Consider the following 21,749-nt stretch of genomic DNA (forward strand, 5'->3'; position numbering starts at 1 on the left):
ACTGCGCCGATGATCGCGCCGGTCGAGGTGCCGACGATCAGATCGGCTCCGCAACGGGGCTCGCTGATGCCCGCACCAGCTGTTTTCCGGCGACACATGATCTGCGGCGGCACAGGCACGCGGAGCGTTAACTCGCGTGACTCACCCCTCAGCAGTCGTGCTGCTTGGCGGCCCAGGCCGCGAGTTGTGCGCGTGAAGCGAGGCCGAGCTTGCCCAGGATGCGCATCACGTGGCCCTCGGCGGTGCGCGTGGAGATCACCAGTCGGGCGGCGACGTCCCTGTTGGTCATGCCCTGGCTGACCAGTTCGGCAACCTCTCGCTCCCTGACGGTCAGTGACGCCCAGATCGTCTTCCCGTCCGACGGCGGAGGCTCGGCGTCACGCTTCTCGTCAAGGGCAAAGGCAACGGCCTGCTCCAGGGTGAGCTTCGTGCCGGCCTGGAAAGCGGTTGTGAAACCGTCCTTGCCCAGCTCCTGCCGCAGCAGCACCTCGCAGGCGTCATGCCCTGGCTTGATGTGTCCCCATCTGGACAGATCGCAACCGGACAACTGCGATACGGCCTGAGCCGCGCCCAGCAAGGTGGCGGACCTGTCGTACCGGTCCCCTGCTGCGGCACACCAGCCCAGCAGCTCGAGGCTCTGGGCTATGCCCCACCGCCCGCCACACTGCAGCTTCTCACGCATCGACTGGCGGATCAGCGTGACTGCGCGCCGCATATTTCCGCTGCGGTACTCCTCCAACCCCACCACCCACAGAGCATGGTTGAGGGACCACTTCGCGTCGTGTGTCTCGCACAGGGACAGGCATCGTTGGGCGTGGGTGCTGGTGGCCGGGTCGTCGAGGTTGAAGCAGACCATGGCCAGCAGGTATGAGGCAGTCGCGACGCTGTCGGGGTCATCGGCGGCCTGGTGGAGACTGATGGCCTCCTCCAGCAGGCCGGCAGCGGAGGCGAACTTCCCCCGGAACATGGAGATCATCCCGGCCAGGGTCACGCGTGCACGGGCCAAGGCCGGTTCATCGCCCAAGTGTTGTACCGTTTCGTGGCTTTCTTCCATCCGCCTGCGAGCGGTGTCCGGGTCGCCTTGCAGCAGGGCGAGCGTCCCGTCGACGAGCAGCGCTCTCGCTCCGGCCGGGCTGGGGAAGGGAGCCAGGGCGAGGCCCTGGGCGATCCAGTGCCGTGCCTCGCTCAGGGAGCCGAAGTCGAGCCAGTGGCCAAGCCGGAGGCTCCACAACGAGGCAGCCATCCGCAGCCCTGACTCTGCCCGATCGGGCTTGGACATGCAGAGCTCCAACGCGGCGCGCATGTTGGCTTGTTCCGTCTGGAACCACGCCAGCCACGACATCTGGCGGGAGCCGAACCAGTCCGCCTCAGCCAGGTCAGCCTTCTTCCGGTACCAGTGGAAGTGCCGCTCGACGAGCATGCGTTCCTCACCGCAGTGGGCCAGATGTTCGCGTCCGTACTGGCGGAATGTCGTCGGCAGCCAGTAGCGCATCTGCGTGCCGCGCTCCTCGCAGGTGACGATGGACTTGTCCACCAGCGCCGACAGAAGGTCGAGCACGTCGCGTCGTTCGAGGCCCTGCCCGCGGCACACTGCTTCGGCCGCCTCCAGGTCGAAGCCGTCGCAGAACACAGACAGGCGTGCCCACAGCAGCCGCTCGGAGGGCGTGCACAGATCGAAGCTCCAGTCGATGAGGGCACGCAGTGTGCGCTGCCGCTGGGCAGCGCTCCGCGATCCCTTGGTGAGGAGGTCGAAGCGTTCGTCCATACGCGCGAGGATGCCTTCCACCGACAGGGACCTCAGCCGTGCCGCTGCCAGTTCGATAGCCAGCGGGATCCCGTCCAACTGGTGGCAGATCCGGGCGACCGCCAGGGCCTTTTCGGGGGTGAGTACGAAGTCCGGGCACACCGAGACAGCCCGTTCTGCGAACAGCGTCACTGCCTCTGAGCGCTCTCCTGCCTGAGGAGGGACATCACTCGGCTCGGGCGCCGACAGAGGTGGCACGACCATTGCCTGCTCACCTCCCAGGCCCAGCACCTGGCGGCTGGTCGCCAGCACCCGAAGCCCAGGAGCCGCGGCAAGGAGGGTGCTGACCAGCCGGGCGCATGCGTCGAGCAGGTGCTCGCAATTGTCCAGGACCAGAAGCAGCCGTAGGTCCGCCACGTACTCCGCCAGTGAAACTTCCGGCTCACGTGCTGACGCATTGCCCAGCCTGAGTTCGTCAGCCACGGCTCGGGCAAGCCGATCACCGTCCTCCAGGCCCGCCAGCTGCACGAGTCGCACCCCGCCGGGGAAGGAGCGCTGTACTTCCGCGGCGACCCGCAACGCCAGCCGGGTCTTGCCAATGCCGCCCGGGCCGGTCAGCGTCACCAGCCGACTGTGACCCAGCAACTTCTTGGCGGCGGCCACCTCTTGGCGGCGGCCGACGAAGCTGGTCACCTGGGCGGGCAGGGCGCCAGCCGCTTGGAAAGAAGCTCCCGGGCTCACCACGACGGCTCGCCTCCGGGGAACGGGCGGCCGCGCCGCCCGGCCACAGCCGCCTGCCTCTGTCCGGCCCTCAGGCCGTGCGTGGATGACGGGTACCAGTGCTCAATGCGTCCTTGCCCAGCCCCGTCCCCTCGACGTGGCTTGCTCGGTTGGTTGGCCACCTGCGGGCGCGGGCCGCCGCCAGGCACCTGCTCGGGACGGCAGAGGAGGGGAACGGACAGGCGGACCCGGTCGGTGCCATGATGCCAAGCGCTGTGGCGGTGGGCGATTTCCCGTCCGTCCGCCGGACAACAGCGCGAGCAGGCCCCAGCGAGCGGGCGGCGACGGGTCGTGCCGAACCTGGTCACGGCAGTGTCTCCGGCAGTGGTCACGGCGGTTTCTCCTCAGCGAGCGTGGCGCCGGGCGGCCCTCCCCGCCGGGGCCGGTGGGCGGCTTCCAGGAGGCCGGTGAGACCGATGCGTTCGTGCAGATTCCCCCAGCACAGCCTGCGGGCGGTGGTGATCTCGTGCACCGGTCGCAGTGCGAGTCCGGCCAAGTACCAGCCGAGCCGTACGGCCAGGAGGACCAGCAGGGCGAGCGCGTTGCCTGAAACGGTGAGCGGTTGCTGCAGCATGGCGTCCTTGAGCCGTGCGGCGGTTTGGGCAACCTCCGGCGGCATCGCCGCCGCCTGCGGCGGTGCCTGGCCTGATGAGGTCACGGTTGCGGAGGAGCCGGGGGGCTGAGCCCGAGATGTCTGAGAGACGACACCGCTCACGGCAGTGGACACGGTCCGCCCGACTCGCTGTTCGAACGACAGGTGGATGACGGCGATCATGTGGCGGTCGAACAAGGTCAGGGCTGATACCGCCAGCCCAGCGGCGGTTGTCATCGTGCCGTGTGACAGATCCCCCTTTAGTGCCAGGCGTGCTTGTGCAGCCACAGAGTCGGCGTCGGCTCCTGATCCGAGGGCGAGGGCGAGGTGTGCGCGGACGGCAACTGCCCCTCGTGGCGGCCACGGGCTCGCTCAAGCTCGCCACCTCCAGTACGGCAAGGGCTTGGGCGACATGGGGTCGCCTTGCCGGATCGCCCAGGTCGATCAGCAGAGGCTGGACGTACTCGGTGAGATGGCTGACCGCGGCTGCTGGGTGACTGCCGGCCTCGGCACGGCCCAACTCCGCGAGCACTACGGCCCGGTCGCCTTCCGGCAGAGGTTCCCGCAGGGCTCGGCGCAGGTAGCGGACCGCCGCACCGGGTTCGTCGGGCCCCGTGGCCGCGCGGGCGGCGGCGCGCAGTATGCCGAGGACCCACGGCATACCGGTCGGCTCGGCGGTGAGGAGGTGTCCGGCGGTCTCCTCAGGCGGCGAATCCTGGTCGTGCAGCAGACGGGGGGCCTGAAAGCGCGGGCACGACCGCTCGCTCGGCTCGAGAACGGTGATGGCGGTTCCCCCTGTACGGAATTGATCACCTTCATCGCCGGCACACGGTCGAGCGTGGGACACGGTCCACCGTCCCCCTGGGTACGGCAAACTTGCGCGTCCCTGAGGGCTGGTCCGGCTCTCGTCCACCCTCGCTGCCGTGCTGGGTACTTGGACAGGGCAGAAATACGTATATCGCCACTGCCTCTGCGGGTACATACCCCCCACTTGAGCCATCGTGGTGGCCACTGCTGCTGTCATGGTGCTCGTGCAGCGGGCGGACCAAGGCTTCGGTCCAGACAGCATGGTCTTTCGGAACGGGCGTTCTACCCGACGCCGTGGAAGCTCTTCGATGAGCAGTCCCCGGCCGGAGATCGCATCCGCACCTGCCTCCGGGTTCGCCGGGTTGCCGGCGCCGGCCACCGCCGCGATCGACCACTTCGAGTAAATGTGCTGCCCCATCAGCGTCTTCGGTCCCGGTCGCGTGATGTCGACCCAGGAGGCGAGGGGCGGGGGGCCGAGAGAGGCCGGGCGGGCCGAGTAGGGAGACATGGCCGGAGCTTTCAGGCTGTGGAAGGAATCCGGTGCCGCCTCAGGTGGCGGGTGACAAGGTCCCGGACTCGGGGCGGGCCGCGAAGAGGCTTTGTCATGTCTTGTATAGGCTCCCGCCGGAGCCATGTGCAATAGATTCGCCTAAGAAATCTCATAAAATCCAGTAACTTGACTCGCACTCTAACGTTCCTTGTGTGACCTAAGGGCTGTCCCGCAATACCCGGCGGATGAGCGCGCGGCGTCAGATGCGGTGCATCGCAAGGCGGAGAGTCGTCCTCATACTGGGCGTATTCGGGCGATTCGACAACGCAGCGAGGTGCCGTAGCTGTCGTCGCGCGCCCGGCGGGTATTGCGGGACAGCCCTTAGGGGCTGGAGGCGGCCCTCAGGGCGCCGCGCACTCGGCAGTCCCACACGCATCCAAACGCGCCCATACCGGGCCCAGAGCGTCCATGGCCTCCTGGTAGACCTGATAGGCATCCTCGAGCACGGCACTCCGGTCAGCGGCCGGCTCATGCCGCCTGAGCAGGGCGGCACCGGCGCGTGGGGCGGCGCCGCCGTCAATGAGCCCGACAGCGGTCGCGGCCAGTAGCCCCCGTTACCTCTTTCGTGACTCCGCAACGGGGCGTCCGGCCTTCGGGCCCGGCCAGTGCCCGAGAGCCCAGCAGACTGACCGCAGCGACGAGGCCGGACACCGATCCTCCAGTTTCAGGGCAAAGCGCAGCAAGTTCTCGTTCTCATGTGCGGGCCTGGCCGCACATGTCCGCGGCATGCCATCGCCTTCAATGTGTTGTGCCGGAAGTTCCGGCGTGCGTACTGCGCTCTTCCCATGATCAGAAGTTGGCCGCTGCGGCCGTAGCAATTACCTCGGCGACGCGTGCGGGCTGGGAGACCAGCACGGCGTGGCTCGCAGGTACGGACGTGGTGGCTGCCCCGATACGCTCGGCCATCCACCGCTGGGCCTCGGGCAACAGGGCCCTGTCGTTCTCGGCCACCACGTACCAGGACGGGATCGTGAGCCAGGCCGGCTCTCCCGAGGCCGTGGAGAAGCATGACTCCGCGGCCGGCTTCTGCACGCTGGCCAGCACAGCGGCGCGGGAGGGATGGACGTCTGCAGCAAACAGCCGACCGTACTGGTCGGGGTCGATCCACTGCCGGCCCTGTTCATCGACGCAGACCGCTTTGCCGACGGTGGACGGGTAGCGGGACATGATGTCATTGCCGTTCTCACCCTTGTGAGGGGCGAAGGCCGCTATGTAAACCAGGGCGGACACATTTGGGGTGCCCTGCGCTGCGTTGGTGATAATGGCGCCGCCGTATGACCAGCCGGCCAGAACGACGGGCCCCGGCAGCCGGTCCACAATCTGCCGGGTGTACGCCACGTCAGCCCCCACAGAGGTCAGCGGCAGCTGCACAGCGTGGACCCGGTGCCCGGCCGCGTGCAGGAGCGGGATCACCTCGCTCCAACTCGACCCGTCGGCCCACAGTCCGTGTACCACCACAATGTCTGTCACGACAATCAATCCTTGTACTCGGATCCGTATCCACCCTGCTGTGCACGCCGGGTTTAGCTTTCGAGAGTCGAGACTGTCGGACTCGGAGCCGTCCCGCGATCACGGAATTCCCGTGAGATTTCCGTGCGGCCGTCCCACGTGTTCTCCCGGACGGAGATACGACGTAGCAGCCTGCATCAAATCCTGGTACCTGCCCTGGCCGCCGGCTGGGCAAATGGGCTCAACCGCCCAACACAGGTACCCGAACACGTAGTTCGACGATCCTGGGTGATGGCCGAATTTCCAGCTGAACAAGGACGGCGATGGATCCGCCGGACCGCCTTGGCATGAGTCGAGTCCGGCCCTTTCGGCCCGGCGAGCGCGGGAGGCCCGGGGACGGCGCGGCCACGTCAACGACGGCAAGCAGGCTCCACATGCGGGTCTACCCGCCCACCGCGGCATGATTCACTCAGCAGCTTCAGCGCGCGTCGGACGCCTCTGCTTGCGTGGCCATCCCTGTGGCAGATGGCTCGTCAGGGCGCTGGGGGCCGATGAGGCGGGCCAGCAGGAGGGCGATGTCGTCGCTGCGCCGCGGTGCCGGCTTGACCCCGGCAAGGAGTTTGTCCGCCAGGACCTCGAGGTCGGCTGTCGCGGCCCCTGCCAGCCCTGCCAGAAAGTCTTCGATGGCCACTCCGATGTCTCCCCCCGCGGCTTCAAGGAGCCCGTCGGTGGTGACCGCCAGCACGCTGCCGGGTCGGATGGGGATCTGCTCGCTCGGGTACTGGGCCTGCGGGTCGACACCGAGCGGGAGGCCACCAGCGATTTCGAGGAGGCGCGGTGGCTCACCCGGAGCGATCAGGGCAGGTGCCAGATGGCCCGCCGTGCAGGCCTCGAGCGTCCCCTCGGCAGGGCGGATCAGCAGATAGCAACAGGTGGCGAGCATCGCCCGGTCCGGGTCCGGGCTGAACTCGACCAGCAGCCGATTCGTCCGTGCCAGAACGCCCGCGGGACCGTGACCCTCACAGGCATAAGCATGAATGGCCGTGCGGAGCTTGCCCATCAGCGAGGCAGCATGCACGCTGTGGCCCTGGACGTCGCCGATCACCAGTGCCACCGCGCCGTCGGGAAGGCGGATGGCGTCGTACCAGTCACCGCCGATCCACATGCCCGACGTGGCCGCCTGGTAGCGCGCGGCGATCGTCAAACCGGGGGCCGACAGCGGCCCTTGGGGCAGGATTCCGCGCTGCAGGTCCAAGGCCAGAGCGTGCTGCGACTCGTACATCCTCGCCCGCTCCAGGGACTGGGCGAGCAGTCCGGCGAGGGCAACGAGCAGCGCCCGCTCCTCGGGACCGAACTCCTGGGGCGAAGGGAACCCCATCAGGCAGACCCCGATCGGCCCTTGGGAATCCGCCATGGGAATCGCCGCCCACGCCCGGCTGCGTGATCCTTCGGCGGCCTGCTGCGCCTGCTGCGGGTATGCGGCAGCCCGGTCGGCGACGGAAGCGACGAACACCGGGGCATGGCGCGCAAGGGCGTCCTGCAACAGAGAGCACGCGCCTGTGTCCGCATCGCATAGGACAGCCAGTTCCTCCTCCTGATAGCCGCAGGAGGCCACGACCGACAGCCGATCGCACTGGGACGCCACCACGGCGAGCCCGCTCGCGCCGAAGTCCTGCAACCCCACCTGAGTGGCCGCCATGATGTCCTTGACTGTCACGGCGGCGGCCAACGAGGCGGTGAGCTGCTGCATCCGCCGATTGCGGGTCGCACTGTCGCGGAGCCGTCGCTTCTCGGCTTCCTGACGCTCATGAGCGGCCGTGGTGTCCATCACCACCCCGACCATCCTCGTCGGAACTCCCGCCGCATCGGAGAGCACACGCCCGCGGGCCTCCAGCGAGCGCCAGCCACCCTCACCCGCCGGGATCCGGTAGGCGATCTGGTAGTTGCCACCGGCCTCCGCCATCGACTGCAGCGCACCCATGAACTCGGGCAGATCGGATTCCGGAATCCTCGACAGGAAGGTGTCGAGATGAGCGGGGCTGTCCTCGGGCAGGCCGTGAAGGCGGAAGGTGGGCGGATCACAGTCGATCTCTCCGGTGGCGACGTCCCAGCAGAAGAACCCGGCCTGGACCGGGCCTGCGCTCGGCTGGAACGGAGAGTTCGACGGCTGGTGATCCGTGCCGGCGTCCTTGGCACCGTGCCCTTCCGTCCGCCGGTCCGGGGCGGGCAGCGCGGAAGTAGTGCCCCCTGCGATGCCCTTGCCGGCGCTGGGCCCGGACTGCAATCCGACCTCTGTCACCGGGCACTCCCCGTTGTAGGCAACGACGTCTCATGAGAGTCGTATGACGAGGTATCAGCGTAGAACCGCGATGCCCGCCGTACGGAGACGTGATCAGCCGGGCACCTGAAAGGGTGACGCTGTCGCAGGAACTGGACCTTCTCCCCAAGCATGTCCCGAGGGCGGAACGTGCGGACCGGGGGGAGTTGGGCATCGATGGTCGACGTCTCCGTCAGCCAGCGTGCCGGACCCGCGCCGGTGGCGCATGACCGAAGGAAGGGCGTCAACACGGTGGCGAACCACTCCGGGAGTGAGGAGCGCGGGCCAGGTTGTGCAGGTGCCTCTTTACGCCGGGGTATTGCCTCCGCCGGGGACCCGATCAAGGGTTCGCGCTCCGATAATCATACCCAGCGAACGGTCGGGGCGACGGTGTGCCCGAGTCTTCGCCACTGTAGTCCGCACAAAGTCAACTGGATAAGGAGAGCGCCGTGCAAGAATTCTCGTTCGATCTCCCCTTCCCCTCGCGGATCAGCCAAGACGTCGAATCGGCAGCGGCTCACCATATGGCCTGGATTCAGGAGCATAGACTACTGGGCCATGAATCCCTGCGCGAGTACTACCGATGGGACGTGCCCGGCGTTGCTGCCCGCTTCTGGCCACATGCGAGCGGAGCAGACCTGGAGTTGGGGACGGATATCGCAGGCTGGTTCCTCTTGGTAGATGACCAGTTCGACGGCCCGCTGGGAATACAGCCCGACAGAGTCGCACAGATCATCCAGCAACTCATCGATGTCGTGCACTCACCTCCCGGGGCGACGCCGAAGGGGGATCCCACCCCCGCGGCACGCGGGCTGGCCTCGATCTGGTCTCGCCAGGTCCGCGGTATGTCCGCATCCTGGCAGCGGCGGTCGTCCCGGAACTGGGAAGACTTCCTCAACGCCTACACCAGCGAGACCATCAACCGCCAAAGCGGTATCGTGCCCGACGTCAATACATACCTCAGCCTGCGCCACAAGGCAGGGCTGGAAAATGTACTGATCGACTACGCCGAACGCATCGGTCATTACGAATTACCTGAGGCCGTCTTCTCCATGCCGGAAATCCAGAAGATGCACAATGCGACGGTCCAGGTCGTCAACATCATTCAGGACGCGTTCTCCGTGGCCAAGGAAGAAGCCAGAGGCGACTTCCACAATCTGGTGATCGTGCTGCAGCATCACCGACACTATTCACGACGGGAAGCCCTCGCGGAGACCCAATCGATAGTACGCCGCCACACCGACGAATTCCTGCACCTCAAATCTGAGCTCCCGGCACTTTTCGATGCCGATGCCCTTCCCCTGCCCGACCGGGAGAACGCTTACTTGTTCGTCGATGACCTCCAGGCGCAGATGAGAGCCTGTCACGACTGGTGCCGTGCCTCCGACCGCTACTCCCGAGTGATCCGCGCGCGGCCTGACCAGCCCACCTATCTCGAGGAGATGCACATGGAAGGCCTCGGCTGACGCCAAGAGTGCGCGGGCACCTGATCACACCACCTCGGGTTGTCCGCCGGCTCGTCCTCACGCCGCCAGACCGGGTGGCGTGAGCTCGGTGTCAGCCCTCACGTGGACCGCCTTCTCGGTCAGTTCGCGGTACGCGGACCACAGCCGCGGCTCCGGCTCGGCGGTCACCGGGCGTTCTCCAGAGCGGTGCGCGCGGCACCGCCGCGCGCTTCGGGGCCGGCTCAAGGACGGTCGACTCCTCGGCCACCGGCGCCTCGGGAGGCGGGCCGTCCGTCGTCGGCCGCGCGGGTGCCCGCTTCTCGGCAGTCGCCACGGCCCCCTGACGCCGCGTCGGGGTGCGCGGTCCGTGCACGCGGGGCCGGGCCGACCTGGCGGTGGTCGTCCAGGTGCGGGAGCGCGCCGGTCACGGCTTCCGTACCGTCCATCTCCTCGACGACCCGTACGCAGCCGTACTGCCCCTCGGTCATCCGCTCGCCGGCAAAGAGGTCATCGACCTGAACGAGCTCGCAGGCGAGCAGCGGGTCGGCAGCGAACCGTCCGGCCCCTGCCTCGAGCCGGTGATCGACTCCTGCGCGGCGGCCGGCTTCAGCCCCGACTTCGTCATCCAGAGCGAGGACTACGCCACCGCGCAGGGATTCGTCGCGGCCGGTCTCGGTGTCGGTCTGATGCCGAGGCTGGGGCTGCGCAACCGGCATCCCGGCGTCGTCGTGCGCCCGGTCCGCAACCCCGAGCCTGTCCGTGTGATCTCGGCCGCCGCACGGGAGACCGCCCTCGAACAGCCCGCCCTGCGCGGCCTGTTGGACGCGCTGCGGGACGCGGCCGCCACCGCCGGCCCGTCCGATGGATCCGCGGCGGACTGACCGCGGCCCGTTCGGCGCGGGCCTGCGGCGAGGGCTGCAGGGGCACATGTCAGGCGGTGCGAGCGGAGTCGGCAGCGGGTATGGCAGCCAGGGTCACGACGCTGGAGAAGATCTCCCGGTCGTGCTGCCGTGCCCTGATCCGGACCCGGTCGGAGTCCACCGTCCACTCCGTCTGAAGCCGGCAGGGGGCGTACATCTCGGCGTACTTCACGAAGTCGCAGTCCATGCCGGTGACGGCCATCGGCCGCGGGGGCCGTGGCCAGGGCGGCCTAGCGGGCGGGCTCCAGGAGCAGCATGCCCGGGGCGTGGTCGACAAGGTGGTCGAAGAGGATGGGGTGGGTTGTGTCGACACGCAACTGCCAGCGGTCGGGTCGGTCGGTGGCAGCGAGCACCACGTCCTCGAAGCGGTCGCGGCCGAATGGCGTGAGGCATGCCGGCGGCGGCAGCAAGAGCAGACGCACACGGTTGTAACGGCCAGGAGACCCGGTGCCACTTCATCGCTGGCGAGGCCCGGCTACCCAGCAGCCGTTGCCGTCGGAACGCTGCTTGTGCGCCACGTTGCGCCCTTTTGTAGACCGCCCTGTCGAAACGGGGCGGCCGGCCGCCCCGGCTGCCCCGCCTGGCCGGTTGCGGATCTGGTCGGCTCGCTCGGCAATGGTGTGGGCGGTGCCCCGAAGCCGAAGCCAGGCCCGGATGGCTTTGGAGCTGTAGTCCTTGTCGCCGATGATGTGGGACGGCCTTGTCCGGGGCCGGACGGGACCGATGCGAGGCACCCGTATTGCGTCCATGACCGCGGTGAACCGGGTGCAGTCGTTGGTGTTTCTGCCGGCGACGACGAAGGCCAGCGGCCGCCCGACAGCGTCGCAGGCCAGGTGGATCTTGCTGGTCATTCCGCCTCTGGAGCGGCCGAGTGCCGGGCTGCGGAGCCCCCCTTTTCGGCACCGGCTGTGTGCTGGTGGGCTCGCACGATCGAGGAGTCGACCGACACCAGCCAGTCGATGTCTCCGGCCGCGTCGGCCTTCGCCTGTGCAGTGCGGAACATCCGATCGAAGGTGCCGTCCCTGGCCCAGCGGCGGAAACGAGTATGCAACTGCGTAGTCGTGCTCAGGCTGTTGGGGTCGGGGGCTGTGACAATGGGGAGCCGAGAGGGAGGGAACTCCGGTGTCCATGATCGCAGGCCGTACAGCGAACACGCTCCCTGCTTCGTCGGCGCTTGCCCGCGCCTGCGTCGCCGTGGTCGTCGTCGGGGTCGCTGTCTCCGCGTGGGAGCCGTACGACCGGATGACCTGGCTGCTGGAAGTGGTGTGGGTGCTGATCGGACTGCCGCTGGCCGTTCTGTTCTGGCGGCGTTTCCCACTGACGGGCCTTCTTTGCTGTCTGCTCGCCGTGCACGCACTGGTGCTGGCGGTGGGCGGGCACTACACGTATGCCCGGGTGCCGCTGGGAGGGTGGCTACAGGACACCCTGGGGCTTGCCCGGAATCCGTACGACCGGTTCGGGCACCTGATGCAGGGCTTTGTACCGGCCATCGGGGTACGCGAGTTGCTGAGCCGGACCTCACCCCTTCGCGGGAGCCGTTGGCTGGCGCCACTCACGGTCTGCAGCTGCCTGGCCTTCAGCGCGGGCTTTGAGATGTTCGAATGGGCGACGGCGGTCATTGGCGGCCATGCGGCGGACGACTTCCTGGCCACGCAGGGCGATGTGTGGGACACCCAGTGGGACATGTTCTGCGCACTGATCGGCGCTACGGTCGCGCTGCTGCTGCTCAGCAGGTGGCATGACCGGCAGTTGGCGCGGCTGGCCGGCTGACCCGAGGAACCAGTCCCCGCCGGCGCTGTCGGCGGCCACCCAGCCGAAGGGCACCGTCGCCCGGCGGCAGCGTTCGATCATGCGGCGGCCCAACTCCACAATTTTGGGCAGCCCCTGCGACTGCCTCGACACCTGCACACCCCCGCGGCCGCACGACCAGGAGGCGACCGCAGGAATGATCACGCCGGACCCATCACACCCGGCGCAGTGAATTGAGAAACGGAGTCCTTGTGCGGCGGTCAAAGGCGGTGGTGTAACTCTCGATGGTCGCATGCGCCCGGACCAGCTTGCCGGTCGCGTCACGGCCGGCCAGGTAGTCGGTCGCGGCACTGGCGGCGAGGGTGTTCAGCAGGGCCGTACCGATCGAACCGCCCACCTGCTGCATGGCGTTGACGGTCGCCGAGGCGACACGCGCGTCCTCGGCCGCGACCCCACCAGTGGCCAGCTGCATGGCCGGCGGAATGACCAGGCCCAGGCCCAGACCGATGACGACCAGCTGCGGCAGCACCGCGCTCAGGTAGTGGGAGCCGACGCCGATGCCGGTCAGCCAGGCCATGCCGGCCGTGGCCACGGCGAAGCCCAGCGGGATGACCGCCTTCGAGCCGATGCGGGGAAGCAGGACGGTGGTGCCGAGCTGCGCCATCACCATCAGCGCGCCCACCATCGGCAGGAACGCCACGCCCGTTTTCGTAGGGCTGAAACCGAGGTTGAGCTGCAGGTAGTAGGTGAGGAAGAGGAACACGCCGAACATGCCCGCGCCGGCGATCAACACCGCGAGGAACGAGGCCGCCCGGTTGCGGTCGAGCAGGATCCGCAGCGGCAGCAGCGGGTGTTCCGCTCGGTTCTGCCACCAGGCGAAGGCCGCCAGGAGCAGACCGCCCGCGATCAGGAAGCCCCAGGTCAGCGGCGAGCCCCAGTCATGAGTCTCGGCGTGGGAGAAGCCGTTGACCAGCGAGAAGAGGCCGGTGGCGACGAGGATCGTGCCGGGTACGTCCAGCTTGGAGCCGGCAGCGTCGCCGTGGTTACTCAGCAGGATGCTCGGCGAGCGTGCCCTGTCCTTCGCGAGCACATCCGGATGCTGGCGGCCGAGTTGTTCGTCCTCGGACACGACAATGTCGCGGTCGCCAAGCAATCACGTGTCAGCGTGAGGTCGATACAGCGTGGCACCAGGCGTGACACCTGTCGCACTGCCATTCTCACCTCGTCAGGTCGCCCACCTGCACGAACATAGGCAGCCGAGCATCTGCGGTGGCTGTGACGTTGTTCAGCGGCCCCGGCATGTCGGCTTCCAGCGGCCCCAGTTGGTGAGGGTTCTGTAGCTTCCCGACATCCTGAAGTGGCCCCGGGAATTGGCTTGTGCCGGGACCAGCCGCGGCGCGGTCAGCTCCGCGTGGTTGAGAGCGGCATGGCGTCGGCCCATTCCCCGAAAGCGCCGGCATCGTCGACTTCCCGTTGCAGCAGGGCGAACAACGGACTCAGGTCCGTGCCCGGGAGGTACGTCGATGGCCACGAAGTGCTCCCCGCGCCATTCGCTGAGTAGCCCGGATTCCTTGATCGAGTTCTTGACGAGGTGGATGCGGGCCATCACCGCTTCCGACAACGCCCGCGGCGCCCCGCGGCTCAGCCGGGGGTAGTCCTCCGGGAACAGGCCGACCTGCGGCGCACTGCCACTGCGCATCCGTGAGCTCATGTCGCCGCACCACAAAGCGCACATGCTCAGCCCAGGCGCTGGTCGCCCCACCGCAAGAGCCATCATAAACGCCTCAGACATCGTCGCGGAGTACCGGGCGCAGGGTCTCGATCACCGTGGGATCTTCGATGGTGGAAGGGAGTTCGGGGTCGTGGCCGTCGGCGATGTCGCGCATGGTGCGGCGCAGGATCTTTCCCGATCGCGTCTTGGGCAGCGCGGCGACCACGTCGACCTGGCGCAGCGCCGCCACGGGGCCGATCGTCTCCCTTACTGCGGTGACGAGTTCCGCGGCGACTTCGGGCGCGTCGCGGTCAAGGCCGGATTTGAGCACGACGAATCCGCGTGGCACCTGTCCCTTGAGCGGGTCGGCCACGCCGACGACTGCGCACTCGGCGACATCCGGGTGGGCGGCGAGCACTTCCTCCATCGCGCCGGTGGACAGCCGGTGTCCGGCGACGTTGATCACGTCGTCGATGCGGCCCATGATGTAGACGTAGCCGTCCTCGTCCTTGCGGCCGCCGTCGCCGGTGAGGTAGTAGCCGCTGTACGCGGACAGGTACGAGCGCACATACCTCTCGTCGTCCTGCCACAGCGTGGGCAGCGTTCCGGGTGGCAGCGGCAGCCGGATGGCCACCGCGCCGTCGGTGCCAGGGGGCTCTTCGCTGCCCGCTTGGTCGAGGATGCGTACGTCGTACCCGGGCATCGGCACCGTGGGTGAGCCTGCCTTGATCGGGTGTGGCTCAACGCCCATGGGATTGGCGACGATCGGCCATCCGGTCTCGGTCTGCCACCAGTTGTCGACCACGGGCACACCGAGCAGGTCGGTCGCCCAGCGGTGGGTCTCCGGGTCCAGACGTTCGCCGGCCAGGAACAAGTGGCGCAGCGATCCGATGTCGTGGGCGGGGAGAAGTGCTCCGTGCGGGTCCTCCTTCTTCACTGCGCGGATTGCGGTGGGCGCGGTGAACAGTGCGGTTACGCGGTGTTCGGCGATCACCCGCCACAGCGCACCGGCGTCCGGCGTGCCCACGGGCTTGCCTTCGTAGAGCACGGTGGTGCAGCCGGTGATCAGGGGGGCGTAGACGATGTAGGAGTGGCCGACGACCCAGCCGACGTCGGAGGCCGCCCAGAAGACTTCGCCGGGGTGGGTGTCGTAGATGTTCTCCAGGGACCATTGCAGCGCGACCGCGTGGCCGCCGTTGTCGCGCACGACGCCTTTGGGGCGGCCGGTGGTGCCGGAGGTGTAGAGGATGTAGAGCGGGTCGGTGGCGCCCACGGGGACGCAGTCCACCGGCTTGGCTGTCGCCAGGGCCTGGTCCCAGTCGAGATCACGGTCGGTCAGGTCGGCCATGGATTGTGGCCGCCGGCGGATGATGCAGTGCTCCGGCTGGTGCTCGGCCAGGGCGAGGGCGGCGTCCAGCAGGGGCTTGTACGGCACGACGCGGGTCGGTTCGATGCCGCACGATGCGGCGATGACGACTTTGGGGCGGGCGTCGTCGATGCGCACGGCGAGCTCGTGCGCGGCGAATCCGCCGAAGACGACCGAGTGGACGGCGCCGATGCGGGCACAGGCGAGCATGGCGACGACCGCTTCGGGAATCATCGGCATATAGATCGCGACGCGGTCGCCCTTGGCCACACCGAGTCCGGCCAGGACTCCGGCGAACTGCGCGACCTGGTCACGCAACTCCCGAAAGGTGAAAGACACCTTGCTGCCGGTGACCGGACTGTCGTAGACCAGGGCGAGTTGTTCGCCGCGCCCGGCGTCGACATGGCGGTCCAGTGCGTTGTGGCACGTGTTCAATTGCCCGTCGGGGAACCACCGGTACAGCGGAGCCTGTGACTCGTCGAGGGCACGGGTCGGCGCCACGGCCCAGTCGATGGCACGGGCGGCGTCCAGCCAGAAGCCTTCCGGATCCTCCAGACTGCGCCGGTACTCGGCCGCATAGCCGCCCTGCTTCGGCGTCTGCGTCATGTCAATGGTCCTCTCCTCGTTCCGTTTGCGGACTGGAAGATGTGGACCGCCCCACGCCCGTTCCGTGCGGGCAGTGCCACGGTCAATCCCTCGCAATCCTTCCGTCCGGCGCCCGGGTAGGTCATAAGCCATTCTTCCGCGGTCGCCGAACGCAGCAACGCAGATGGCGAGAAGTGGCAAAACGAGCCGTTTGGCGAGGTCAGCCGCCGGACCATTGCAGGGTCGGCGGTCTTGAGCCGAGCCCATGGTGCCGACCGTTCCCTTGAGGGCTCGCCGGCCACGCTCGGGCCATCACAACCGGCGGTACAGCGTGTATCCGCAACGATGCACACCGTAACGCTACCGTCGGCTGCGTGAGTGATCGCAGCTATCCACGACCCCACGTCCTGACGCCCCTGCGCGAGCATCTGCGGGACACCTTCTGGTTCGCGCCGACCGCGGGACTGGTCTGCGTTCTCGTGCTGTGGGGGGCGGCCGCGGAGCTGGACACATGGATCGTCTCCTCTCTGCAGGACCAGCAGGAGTACGAGGCCATCGACGACCTCATCGCGTTCGCCGACGATGCCAAGACCATCGTCGCCACGATCAGCTCGGCGATGATGACCTTCATCGGTGTCGTCTTCAGGCGGCAAGGGGTCGTCAGGACGGCGGCGGGCCCAGGAGCGTCACCGGCGGGAGGTACGCCGAGGTGTCCTGGCCGGGCAGGAACGCGTCATCGGCCAGCCTGCCACGGTGCAGCGGCACAGCCCCGCGGTCGATCGCCTCGGCCACATGGTCGCCCAGTTCCTTGGCCTTCGCCGCGTTGATCAGCGGGCCGAAGTCAAGGTTCGGCAGCGGGTCGGTGGCCCTCTCGACGGCGAGGGGGTGTCCCGTACGGATGGAGCGTACGGCGGGGAGACAGGCCGCCAGGAAGTCGGCGAACAGCTCGCGCTGGACCACGAATCGCGGGTATGCGGTGCAGCGCTGCTTGCCGTAGTCGAAGAGCTTGGGGATCACGGCGGTGAGTGCGTCCCAGTCGCTGAAGTTCCACAGGCCCCAGTGTTCAGGCCCTCCTGCTCCAGGATGTGCCGCTTGCCGAGGTCGGCGACGGCGGTGGCGATACGGGCCCCGGTGTCACGGCCGCCGACGAAGGAGACGCAGCCGATCTCCGGGGCGCGCACCAGCGCTTCGGAGAGCTGGCCGCCGCTGCCGCTGACCAGGGTGAGCGGGATGCCCTCGCGGGCGGCGAGCGCGGAGGCCAGGGTGAGGCAGGCGACGCCACCGTCGGTCGGGGTCTTGGCGATGACCGCGTTGCCCGCGAGCGCCTGCACCAGCATGGCGTGGACCAGCACGGACATCGGGTAGTTCCAGCTGGCGATGTTGGAGACAGGGCCGGGCAGCGGTGTGCGGCCCTGAAGCATCGGCTCGATGCCGTCGACGTACCAGCGCACTCCGTCGATCGCACGGTCCACGTCGGCCTGGGCGAGCCGCCACGGTTTGCCGATCTCCCAGACCAGCAACAGGGCGAGCAGCTCTCGGTGTTCGGTCAGGGCGTCGAGTGCGGCACCGACACGGGCCCTGCGCTCTTCGAGGGGGACGTGCCGCCAGGCGCGGTGCTGGTCCAGCGAGGCGCGTACCGCCTGCTGGGCTGTCTCGGCGTCGAGTCGCGGCGGGCCCGCGATGGGGCTGCCGTCGACGGGGCTGGTCGCGGGCAGGGCGCTGCCGTCGGCCTGCCACTGCGCAGACCAGAGGTTGAGCACACGCTCGTCCCGGAAGGCCTCGGGGGCGACGGCGAGAGCGCGCTGCCAGGCGTCGGACCAGGCTGTGCCGGGCTTGAGGATGAGAGTGGATGCTGCAGGGAGGGTGGGTGCCATGAGGGTGGTCTCCGCTCGAAAGGGGGCGGGAGGGGCCGGTCGGTGGGCCATGAGTGTGTGGCACGCACTCGGCGTCATGGGGCGGTGACGCCAACGGGACCATGGAGTGCGGGACTGCGTCAACGCGGCCGCGTCACGACGTCAGCGGGACGTCAACGGGACTATGTGGCCGTGTCAGCGGGACGCGCGAGGCCGTTCGAGGACCAGGCGCGAGGTCACGGTGGGGGTCACTCCGACACGTACCCCTGCCGCTTCGAGCACCTCCTCTTGGTGTACGCCGCTGCGCGCCCCCTCGGCCTCACCTCCGATCTCCCGCTGTCCCCGAGGAGCACGGTGAGTTCCGGTTCGGGTCCTGTTCGAAGGCGGCGAGACCGTCGATGGGCCCGGTGCCGACGACTGGGTAGACGCCGACGCCGGCTGCGGACGAGAAACCTATGTCCCGCAACTCGTACATGAGTTGACGGCTGAGCGTGCCGGACTGGAGACGAATCCGATGCGGCCGGGCTTTGATGTCGGCGGGATGATGTCGGCGTCGGACCTGCCGGGCTGATCAGACCCAGGCAATTGGGGGCGATGACCTCGGTGCCGCGCTGTGCGGCGTGGGCCTGCAAGATCAGCGCCTCACATATGCGGGCGCACATATGGTGCCCGGTACATGATCGTGTGCTCCTATTGAAGGGACGGGTTTGGGCAAAGGCCGTGCGGGTGCCTGTGATGAACGAGCAGATACCGATCGAGGAGCTGATCAGCGGGGCTGCCCGGGACGCCGGTGGTTGGCTGGGGGAACTGCCGGTGGCATTGCTGGCCACCAGTGCCGACGGGACGATCGTCCGCTGGAACCGTGCCGCGCAGGAGCTGCTCGGTTACGAGCCGCCGCAGGTGGTGGGCCGCCACATCGCTGACCTCCTCCACCCCGGAGCCGACCGTAGCCTGGGGCGCTCATTGTGGGAGACCGCGGCGACCGGCCGGGGTGTGATGGGCACGGTGACGGCCTGGCACCGTGAAGGGCACCCGTTGGAACTGGAAATCTGGGCGTGCCCGGTGCCCGGCCGGCAGCGCGAAGCCTCCACGGTGCTGGTCTTCGCCGCCGATGCGCATGGGGTACGCCGCATCCGTGGGTCGTCGGCGGTGTGGGAGGGGCTGTTTGCGCGCTCGCCGGTCGGTATCGCGGTCTTCGACACGCAGTTGCGCTTCCTTCAGGTGAATTCAGCGCTTGAGGCCATGAACGGTCTTCCGGAGTCCGCTCACGTGGGACGACGCCTGGTTGAGGTGCTCCCGGCGGTGAACGCGGGCGAGATGGAGGAACCGATGCGCCGGTCCCTGGACACGGGAGAGCCGATCCTGGACCGCCGCCGTACCGGCCGTACGCCGGCCGACCCGCACCATGACCGCGTGTGGTCCTGCTCGTACGTCCGCGTGGAGGACCCGGCCGGCCAGCCGGTCGGTGTGATCGCCTCGATCCTCGACATCACCGAACAGCAGCAGGATCACGCGGAAGCTGAAGCGAGCCGCCGCAGGCTCGCCCTGCTCAATGAGGCCAGCCTCCGCATCGGTGCCAGCCTGGAGCTGGAGCGCACCGCCCAGGAACTTGCCGAGCTCGCCGTCCCCCGCCTCGCGGACGCCGTCACCGTCGATGTCCTGGACTCCCTCGCCGGCAGCGACGAACTCGGCACGGGGCTTATAGGCGGCGTCGCCCTGCGGCGCCTGGGCAAGGCACCGCTGACCGGCTCACAGGTCGCCGACATACTCGCTCCGCTCGGCAGAACTCTGACGTTCCCCGCGTCCGCCCCCTACACCCAGGCGCTCATCGGCCGGCAGCCGTTCCTGATAGCTCACTTCGACGAACGGGCCATCGCCCCCGCAGCGCGCCACTCCGCCAAGCCCGCACAGCTGCTCCGGATCGGCGTGCACTCCTTCATGATGGCGCCGCTCGTCGCACGGGGCGTGGTGCTGGGCGTGGCCTCGTTCTACCGCTCCCGCCCCGTAGGCCCATTCTTGCCCGACGACGTCACTCTCGCCGACGAGCTGTGTGCCCTGGCGGCGATCAACGTCGACAACGCGCGCCTCTACCACCGCGAGCACGAGACCGCAGTGGTCCTCCAGCGCAGCATGCTGCCGCAGCACATCACCTCGCCGCCCGGCATCGAGGTGGCCCACCGCTACCTGCCCGCCAGCGACGTCAACGAGGTCGGCGGCGACTGGTACGACGTCCTGGCCCTGCCCGACGGCAAGGCCGCACTGCTGATCGGTGACGTGATGGGTCACGGCATCGCCGCCGCTGCGGTGATGGGACGGCTGTCCTCCACCGTACGAGCCCTGGGGCGCCTTGATCTTTCCCCCATCGACGTGTTGCGGCAGCTGGAATCCGTCCTCGCCGACCTCAGCGAGCCGATGCTCGCCACGTTCCTTTATGCCGTCTGCGACCCGGCCACCGGGCTCTGCAGCATCACCCGGGCCGGACACCCGCCACCGGCCCTCGTGGAGCCGGACGGCACCGTCCGCCTGCTGGACGTCCCGCCGGGCGCCCCTTTGGGGGTCGGCGGAACGGACTTCACCACCATCGAGATCACCACGCAGCCGGGGAGCCTCCTGGTCCTCTACACCGACGGACTGGTCGAAGCCCGCAACCGCGACATCGACGAGCGGCTGGACGAACTGACTCGCCTCCTCGCCCAGCCCGCACAGCCCGCACAGCCCGGACAGCCACTGGATCACCTGTGCGACGCGCTGATCAGCCACCTCTCCCCAACCGCCGCCGACGACGACATCGCCCTGCTCATCGCCCGCATCGGCACGAACCTTCCGGACAGCTGAGGGCAGCGCCCCACCGGCGAGACAGAGGTGCCTCCTCAAAAGTGCCCTGTCTCCAGAGCCCCCAGCCGCACCTCGGTGCGGTACAGCCCACGTGTCTGATCGCTGAAGCGCTCGTACGGTCCACCGAATGACGCCTTGAAGGCAAGAAAGGCCTGTTCACTGCTCCACCGGTCGACAACGAGATATCGATCCGCGGTCTCATCGACGCGACGAAACAGATCAGTTCCCAAGTAACCGGGCGATTTTCCGAACAAGTCCGCCCAGTCGCCGGCTGAGCCGTAGACACGCTCAAATTCCGAATGGCGAGTCGCATCGACTTCGTACTCGTACATCAGCACGTACATTTCGCACCCTCAGGCCTGACACGGACGGCGAGGTCTCGGCTTCCGCAAGCCATGCACAGCACGCCGGAAGCATCCCTTCGTGCCAGACGGGAAGTGGCGGCTGTTTGCCTGGTGACTGCCGCTGCGGTCCGGCAATGCCCTGGCAGCTGAACAGCCAAGTCGTACGGAACTCTACCCCGCGGTGCGAGCCGCCGCGCGATTCCGCCACCTCGGTGCGGCGACGACCGGGCCCCGCATCCGCCCAGGGCCCTCGAACTCGCCTGCTGGATCGACTGCCTCCGACGGCCCAGAAAGCCAAACCCCTGGCGGGGCGCGTCTGCTACGGAGTGAGACTGGCTCGGACGAAACGGAATGCGGCCGCCGGGTCCGTGGCACGGGTGACCGTCCGGCCGACGACGACATGCGAGGCGCCAGCAATGATCGCCGCACGCGGCGTCCCGGGGCGGGCGTGCTCGGCCGGGGATTCGCCAGGCAGTGTGACTCCCGGAGTGACGATCACGGCGTCGGGACCCAGGGCGCTGCGCAAGGCCGCGACGTCCGGCGGCGAGGCGATCACGCCATGGCAGCCGGCCTTCCGCGATTGTCGCAATCCAAGGCGACGATGATCTGGCTGGTCGGATCCACGGCGTTATTGTGCCGCCACCCCCACCAGGGCCATCACCAGGGCCGCCAACATGACCCGTTGATCGTTTCCTGTCACAG

General features: G+C 68.3%; 15 protein-coding genes and 4 pseudogenes. 5 read left to right on the plus strand and 14 right to left on the minus strand.

The features are described 5' to 3' along the window. Window positions 1–148 precede the first annotated feature (148 nt). From FBY35_RS06230 to FBY35_RS06245, 4 genes are all read right to left on the minus strand, one after another. Window positions 149–2,437 (minus strand): LuxR C-terminal-related transcriptional regulator, encoded by a 2,289-nt coding sequence (locus tag FBY35_RS06230; protein ID WP_142212820.1) that lies wholly within the window; start codon window positions 2,435–2,437, stop codon window positions 149–151. A gap of 415 nt (window positions 2,438–2,852) precedes the next feature. Then, window positions 2,853–3,182 carry a hypothetical protein gene (locus FBY35_RS06235; protein ID WP_142212821.1) on the minus strand — a complete coding sequence of 110 codons (330 nt, stop codon included), beginning with the start codon at window positions 3,180–3,182 and terminating at the stop codon, window positions 2,853–2,855. Window positions 3,183–5,262: 2,080 nt separating this feature from the next. Beyond that, complete coding sequence (locus FBY35_RS06240; RefSeq protein WP_222123111.1) at window positions 5,263–5,943, minus strand: alpha/beta fold hydrolase; 681 nt, start codon at window positions 5,941–5,943, stop codon at window positions 5,263–5,265. A 457-nt stretch (window positions 5,944–6,400) separates the two neighbouring features. After that, entirely contained in the window at window positions 6,401–8,221 is a 1,821-nt protein-coding gene (locus FBY35_RS06245) for a SpoIIE family protein phosphatase (protein WP_142212823.1), read from the minus strand. Window positions 8,222–8,688: 467 nt separating this feature from the next. On the opposite strand from FBY35_RS06245, the gene FBY35_RS06250 reads away from it, so the two are divergent. Beyond that, the gene (locus tag FBY35_RS06250) at window positions 8,689–9,705 is read left to right on the plus strand and encodes a terpene synthase family protein (RefSeq protein ID WP_142212824.1); all 1,017 of its coding nucleotides are present in this window, start codon (window positions 8,689–8,691) and stop codon (window positions 9,703–9,705) included. A gap of 335 nt (window positions 9,706–10,040) precedes the next feature. Then, window positions 10,041–10,565, plus strand: coding sequence for a LysR substrate-binding domain-containing protein (locus FBY35_RS06255; protein ID WP_399208237.1), 525 nt, complete (start codon window positions 10,041–10,043; stop codon window positions 10,563–10,565). A gap of 49 nt (window positions 10,566–10,614) precedes the next feature. Here the strand turns inward: FBY35_RS06255 and FBY35_RS06260 are convergent, their stop codons facing one another. From FBY35_RS06260 to FBY35_RS37965, 4 genes are read right to left on the minus strand one after another with little or no spacing between them, the layout of a single operon-like run. Then, complete coding sequence (locus tag FBY35_RS06260) at window positions 10,615–10,806, minus strand: hypothetical protein (RefSeq protein ID WP_142212825.1); 192 nt, start codon at window positions 10,804–10,806, stop codon at window positions 10,615–10,617. A 28-nt stretch (window positions 10,807–10,834) separates the two neighbouring features. After that, window positions 10,835–11,026 (minus strand): AfsA-related hotdog domain-containing protein, encoded by a 192-nt coding sequence (locus FBY35_RS06265; RefSeq protein ID WP_142212826.1) that lies wholly within the window; start codon window positions 11,024–11,026, stop codon window positions 10,835–10,837. Window positions 11,027–11,059: 33 nt separating this feature from the next. Continuing rightward, window positions 11,060–11,455, minus strand: coding sequence for a transposase (locus tag FBY35_RS06270; protein ID WP_142212827.1), 396 nt, complete (start codon window positions 11,453–11,455; stop codon window positions 11,060–11,062). Continuing rightward, window positions 11,452–11,607 carry a hypothetical protein gene (locus FBY35_RS37965; RefSeq protein WP_160159243.1) on the minus strand — a complete coding sequence of 52 codons (156 nt, stop codon included), beginning with the start codon at window positions 11,605–11,607 and terminating at the stop codon, window positions 11,452–11,454. Before FBY35_RS37965 ends, FBY35_RS06270 begins: the two co-directional genes overlap by 4 nt. Before the next feature lie 239 nt (window positions 11,608–11,846). Between FBY35_RS37965 and FBY35_RS06275 the strand changes: the two genes are divergently transcribed. Further along, on the plus strand, window positions 11,847–12,374 hold the full coding sequence (locus FBY35_RS06275; RefSeq protein ID WP_399208349.1) for a DUF2238 domain-containing protein: 528 nt from the start codon (window positions 11,847–11,849) through the stop codon (window positions 12,372–12,374). Between the two features lie 241 nt (window positions 12,375–12,615). Here FBY35_RS06275 and FBY35_RS06280 read toward each other — a convergent pair. Both FBY35_RS06280 and FBY35_RS06285 read right to left on the minus strand, forming a co-directional pair. Next, window positions 12,616–13,410 (minus strand): annotated as a pseudogene (locus tag FBY35_RS06280) (MFS transporter); the annotation flags it as partial. Between the two features lie 727 nt (window positions 13,411–14,137). Then, window positions 14,138–16,036: a propionyl-CoA synthetase gene (locus FBY35_RS06285; protein WP_142212828.1), complete on the minus strand. Its 1,899-nt coding sequence runs from the start codon at window positions 16,034–16,036 to the stop codon at window positions 14,138–14,140. A 353-nt stretch (window positions 16,037–16,389) separates the two neighbouring features. Here FBY35_RS06285 and FBY35_RS06290 point away from each other — a divergent pair. After that, window positions 16,390–16,659, plus strand: a pseudogene (locus FBY35_RS06290) (DUF2254 family protein); the annotation flags it as partial. A 19-nt stretch (window positions 16,660–16,678) separates the two neighbouring features. Here the strand turns inward: FBY35_RS06290 and FBY35_RS06295 are convergent. Together FBY35_RS06295 and FBY35_RS37970 are read right to left on the minus strand one after the other, a co-directional pair. Beyond that, window positions 16,679–17,889, minus strand: a pseudogene (locus tag FBY35_RS06295) (aldehyde dehydrogenase family protein); the annotation flags it as partial. Window positions 17,890–18,223: 334 nt separating this feature from the next. Further along, window positions 18,224–18,467: pseudogene (locus tag FBY35_RS37970) on the minus strand (succinate--CoA ligase subunit alpha); the annotation flags it as partial. 136 nt (window positions 18,468–18,603) lie between these two features. On the opposite strand from FBY35_RS37970, the gene FBY35_RS06300 reads away from it, so the two are divergent. Then, a complete protein-coding gene (locus tag FBY35_RS06300) occupies window positions 18,604–20,703 on the plus strand; it encodes a SpoIIE family protein phosphatase (protein WP_142212829.1) in 2,100 nt (699 codons plus the stop codon). Between the two features lie 35 nt (window positions 20,704–20,738). Here the strand turns inward: FBY35_RS06300 and FBY35_RS06305 are convergent, their stop codons facing one another. Both FBY35_RS06305 and FBY35_RS06310 read right to left on the minus strand, forming a co-directional pair. Further along, window positions 20,739–21,047 carry an antibiotic biosynthesis monooxygenase gene (locus FBY35_RS06305; protein ID WP_142212830.1) on the minus strand — a complete coding sequence of 103 codons (309 nt, stop codon included), beginning with the start codon at window positions 21,045–21,047 and terminating at the stop codon, window positions 20,739–20,741. 319 nt (window positions 21,048–21,366) lie between these two features. Continuing rightward, entirely contained in the window at window positions 21,367–21,636 is a 270-nt protein-coding gene (locus FBY35_RS06310; protein ID WP_142212831.1) for an orotidine 5'-phosphate decarboxylase / HUMPS family protein, read from the minus strand. Window positions 21,637–21,749 lie beyond the last annotated feature (113 nt).

Source organism: Streptomyces sp. SLBN-118, from assembly GCF_006715635.1.
Lineage (GTDB): Bacteria > Actinomycetota > Actinomycetes > Streptomycetales > Streptomycetaceae > Streptomyces.

What these genes read in the sequence shown, in the direction of transcription:
- FBY35_RS06260 (WP_142212825.1), bottom strand. Translation starts at nt 10,806, where the DNA reads ATGGCCGTCACCGGCATGGACTGCGACTTCGTGAAGTACGCCGAGATG.
- FBY35_RS06270 (WP_142212827.1), bottom strand. Translation starts at nt 11,455, where the DNA reads ATGACCAGCAAGATCCACCTGGCCTGCGACGCTGTCGGGCGGCCGCTG.
- FBY35_RS37965 (WP_160159243.1), bottom strand. Translation starts at nt 11,607, where the DNA reads ATGTTCCGCACTGCACAGGCGAAGGCCGACGCGGCCGGAGACATCGAC.
- FBY35_RS06275 (WP_399208349.1), top strand. Translation starts at nt 11,847, where the DNA reads ATGACCTGGCTGCTGGAAGTGGTGTGGGTGCTGATCGGACTGCCGCTG.
- FBY35_RS06285 (WP_142212828.1), bottom strand. Translation starts at nt 16,036, where the DNA reads ATGACGCAGACGCCGAAGCAGGGCGGCTATGCGGCCGAGTACCGGCGC.
- FBY35_RS06300 (WP_142212829.1), top strand. Translation starts at nt 18,604, where the DNA reads ATGAACGAGCAGATACCGATCGAGGAGCTGATCAGCGGGGCTGCCCGG.
- FBY35_RS06305 (WP_142212830.1), bottom strand. Translation starts at nt 21,047, where the DNA reads ATGTACGTGCTGATGTACGAGTACGAAGTCGATGCGACTCGCCATTCG.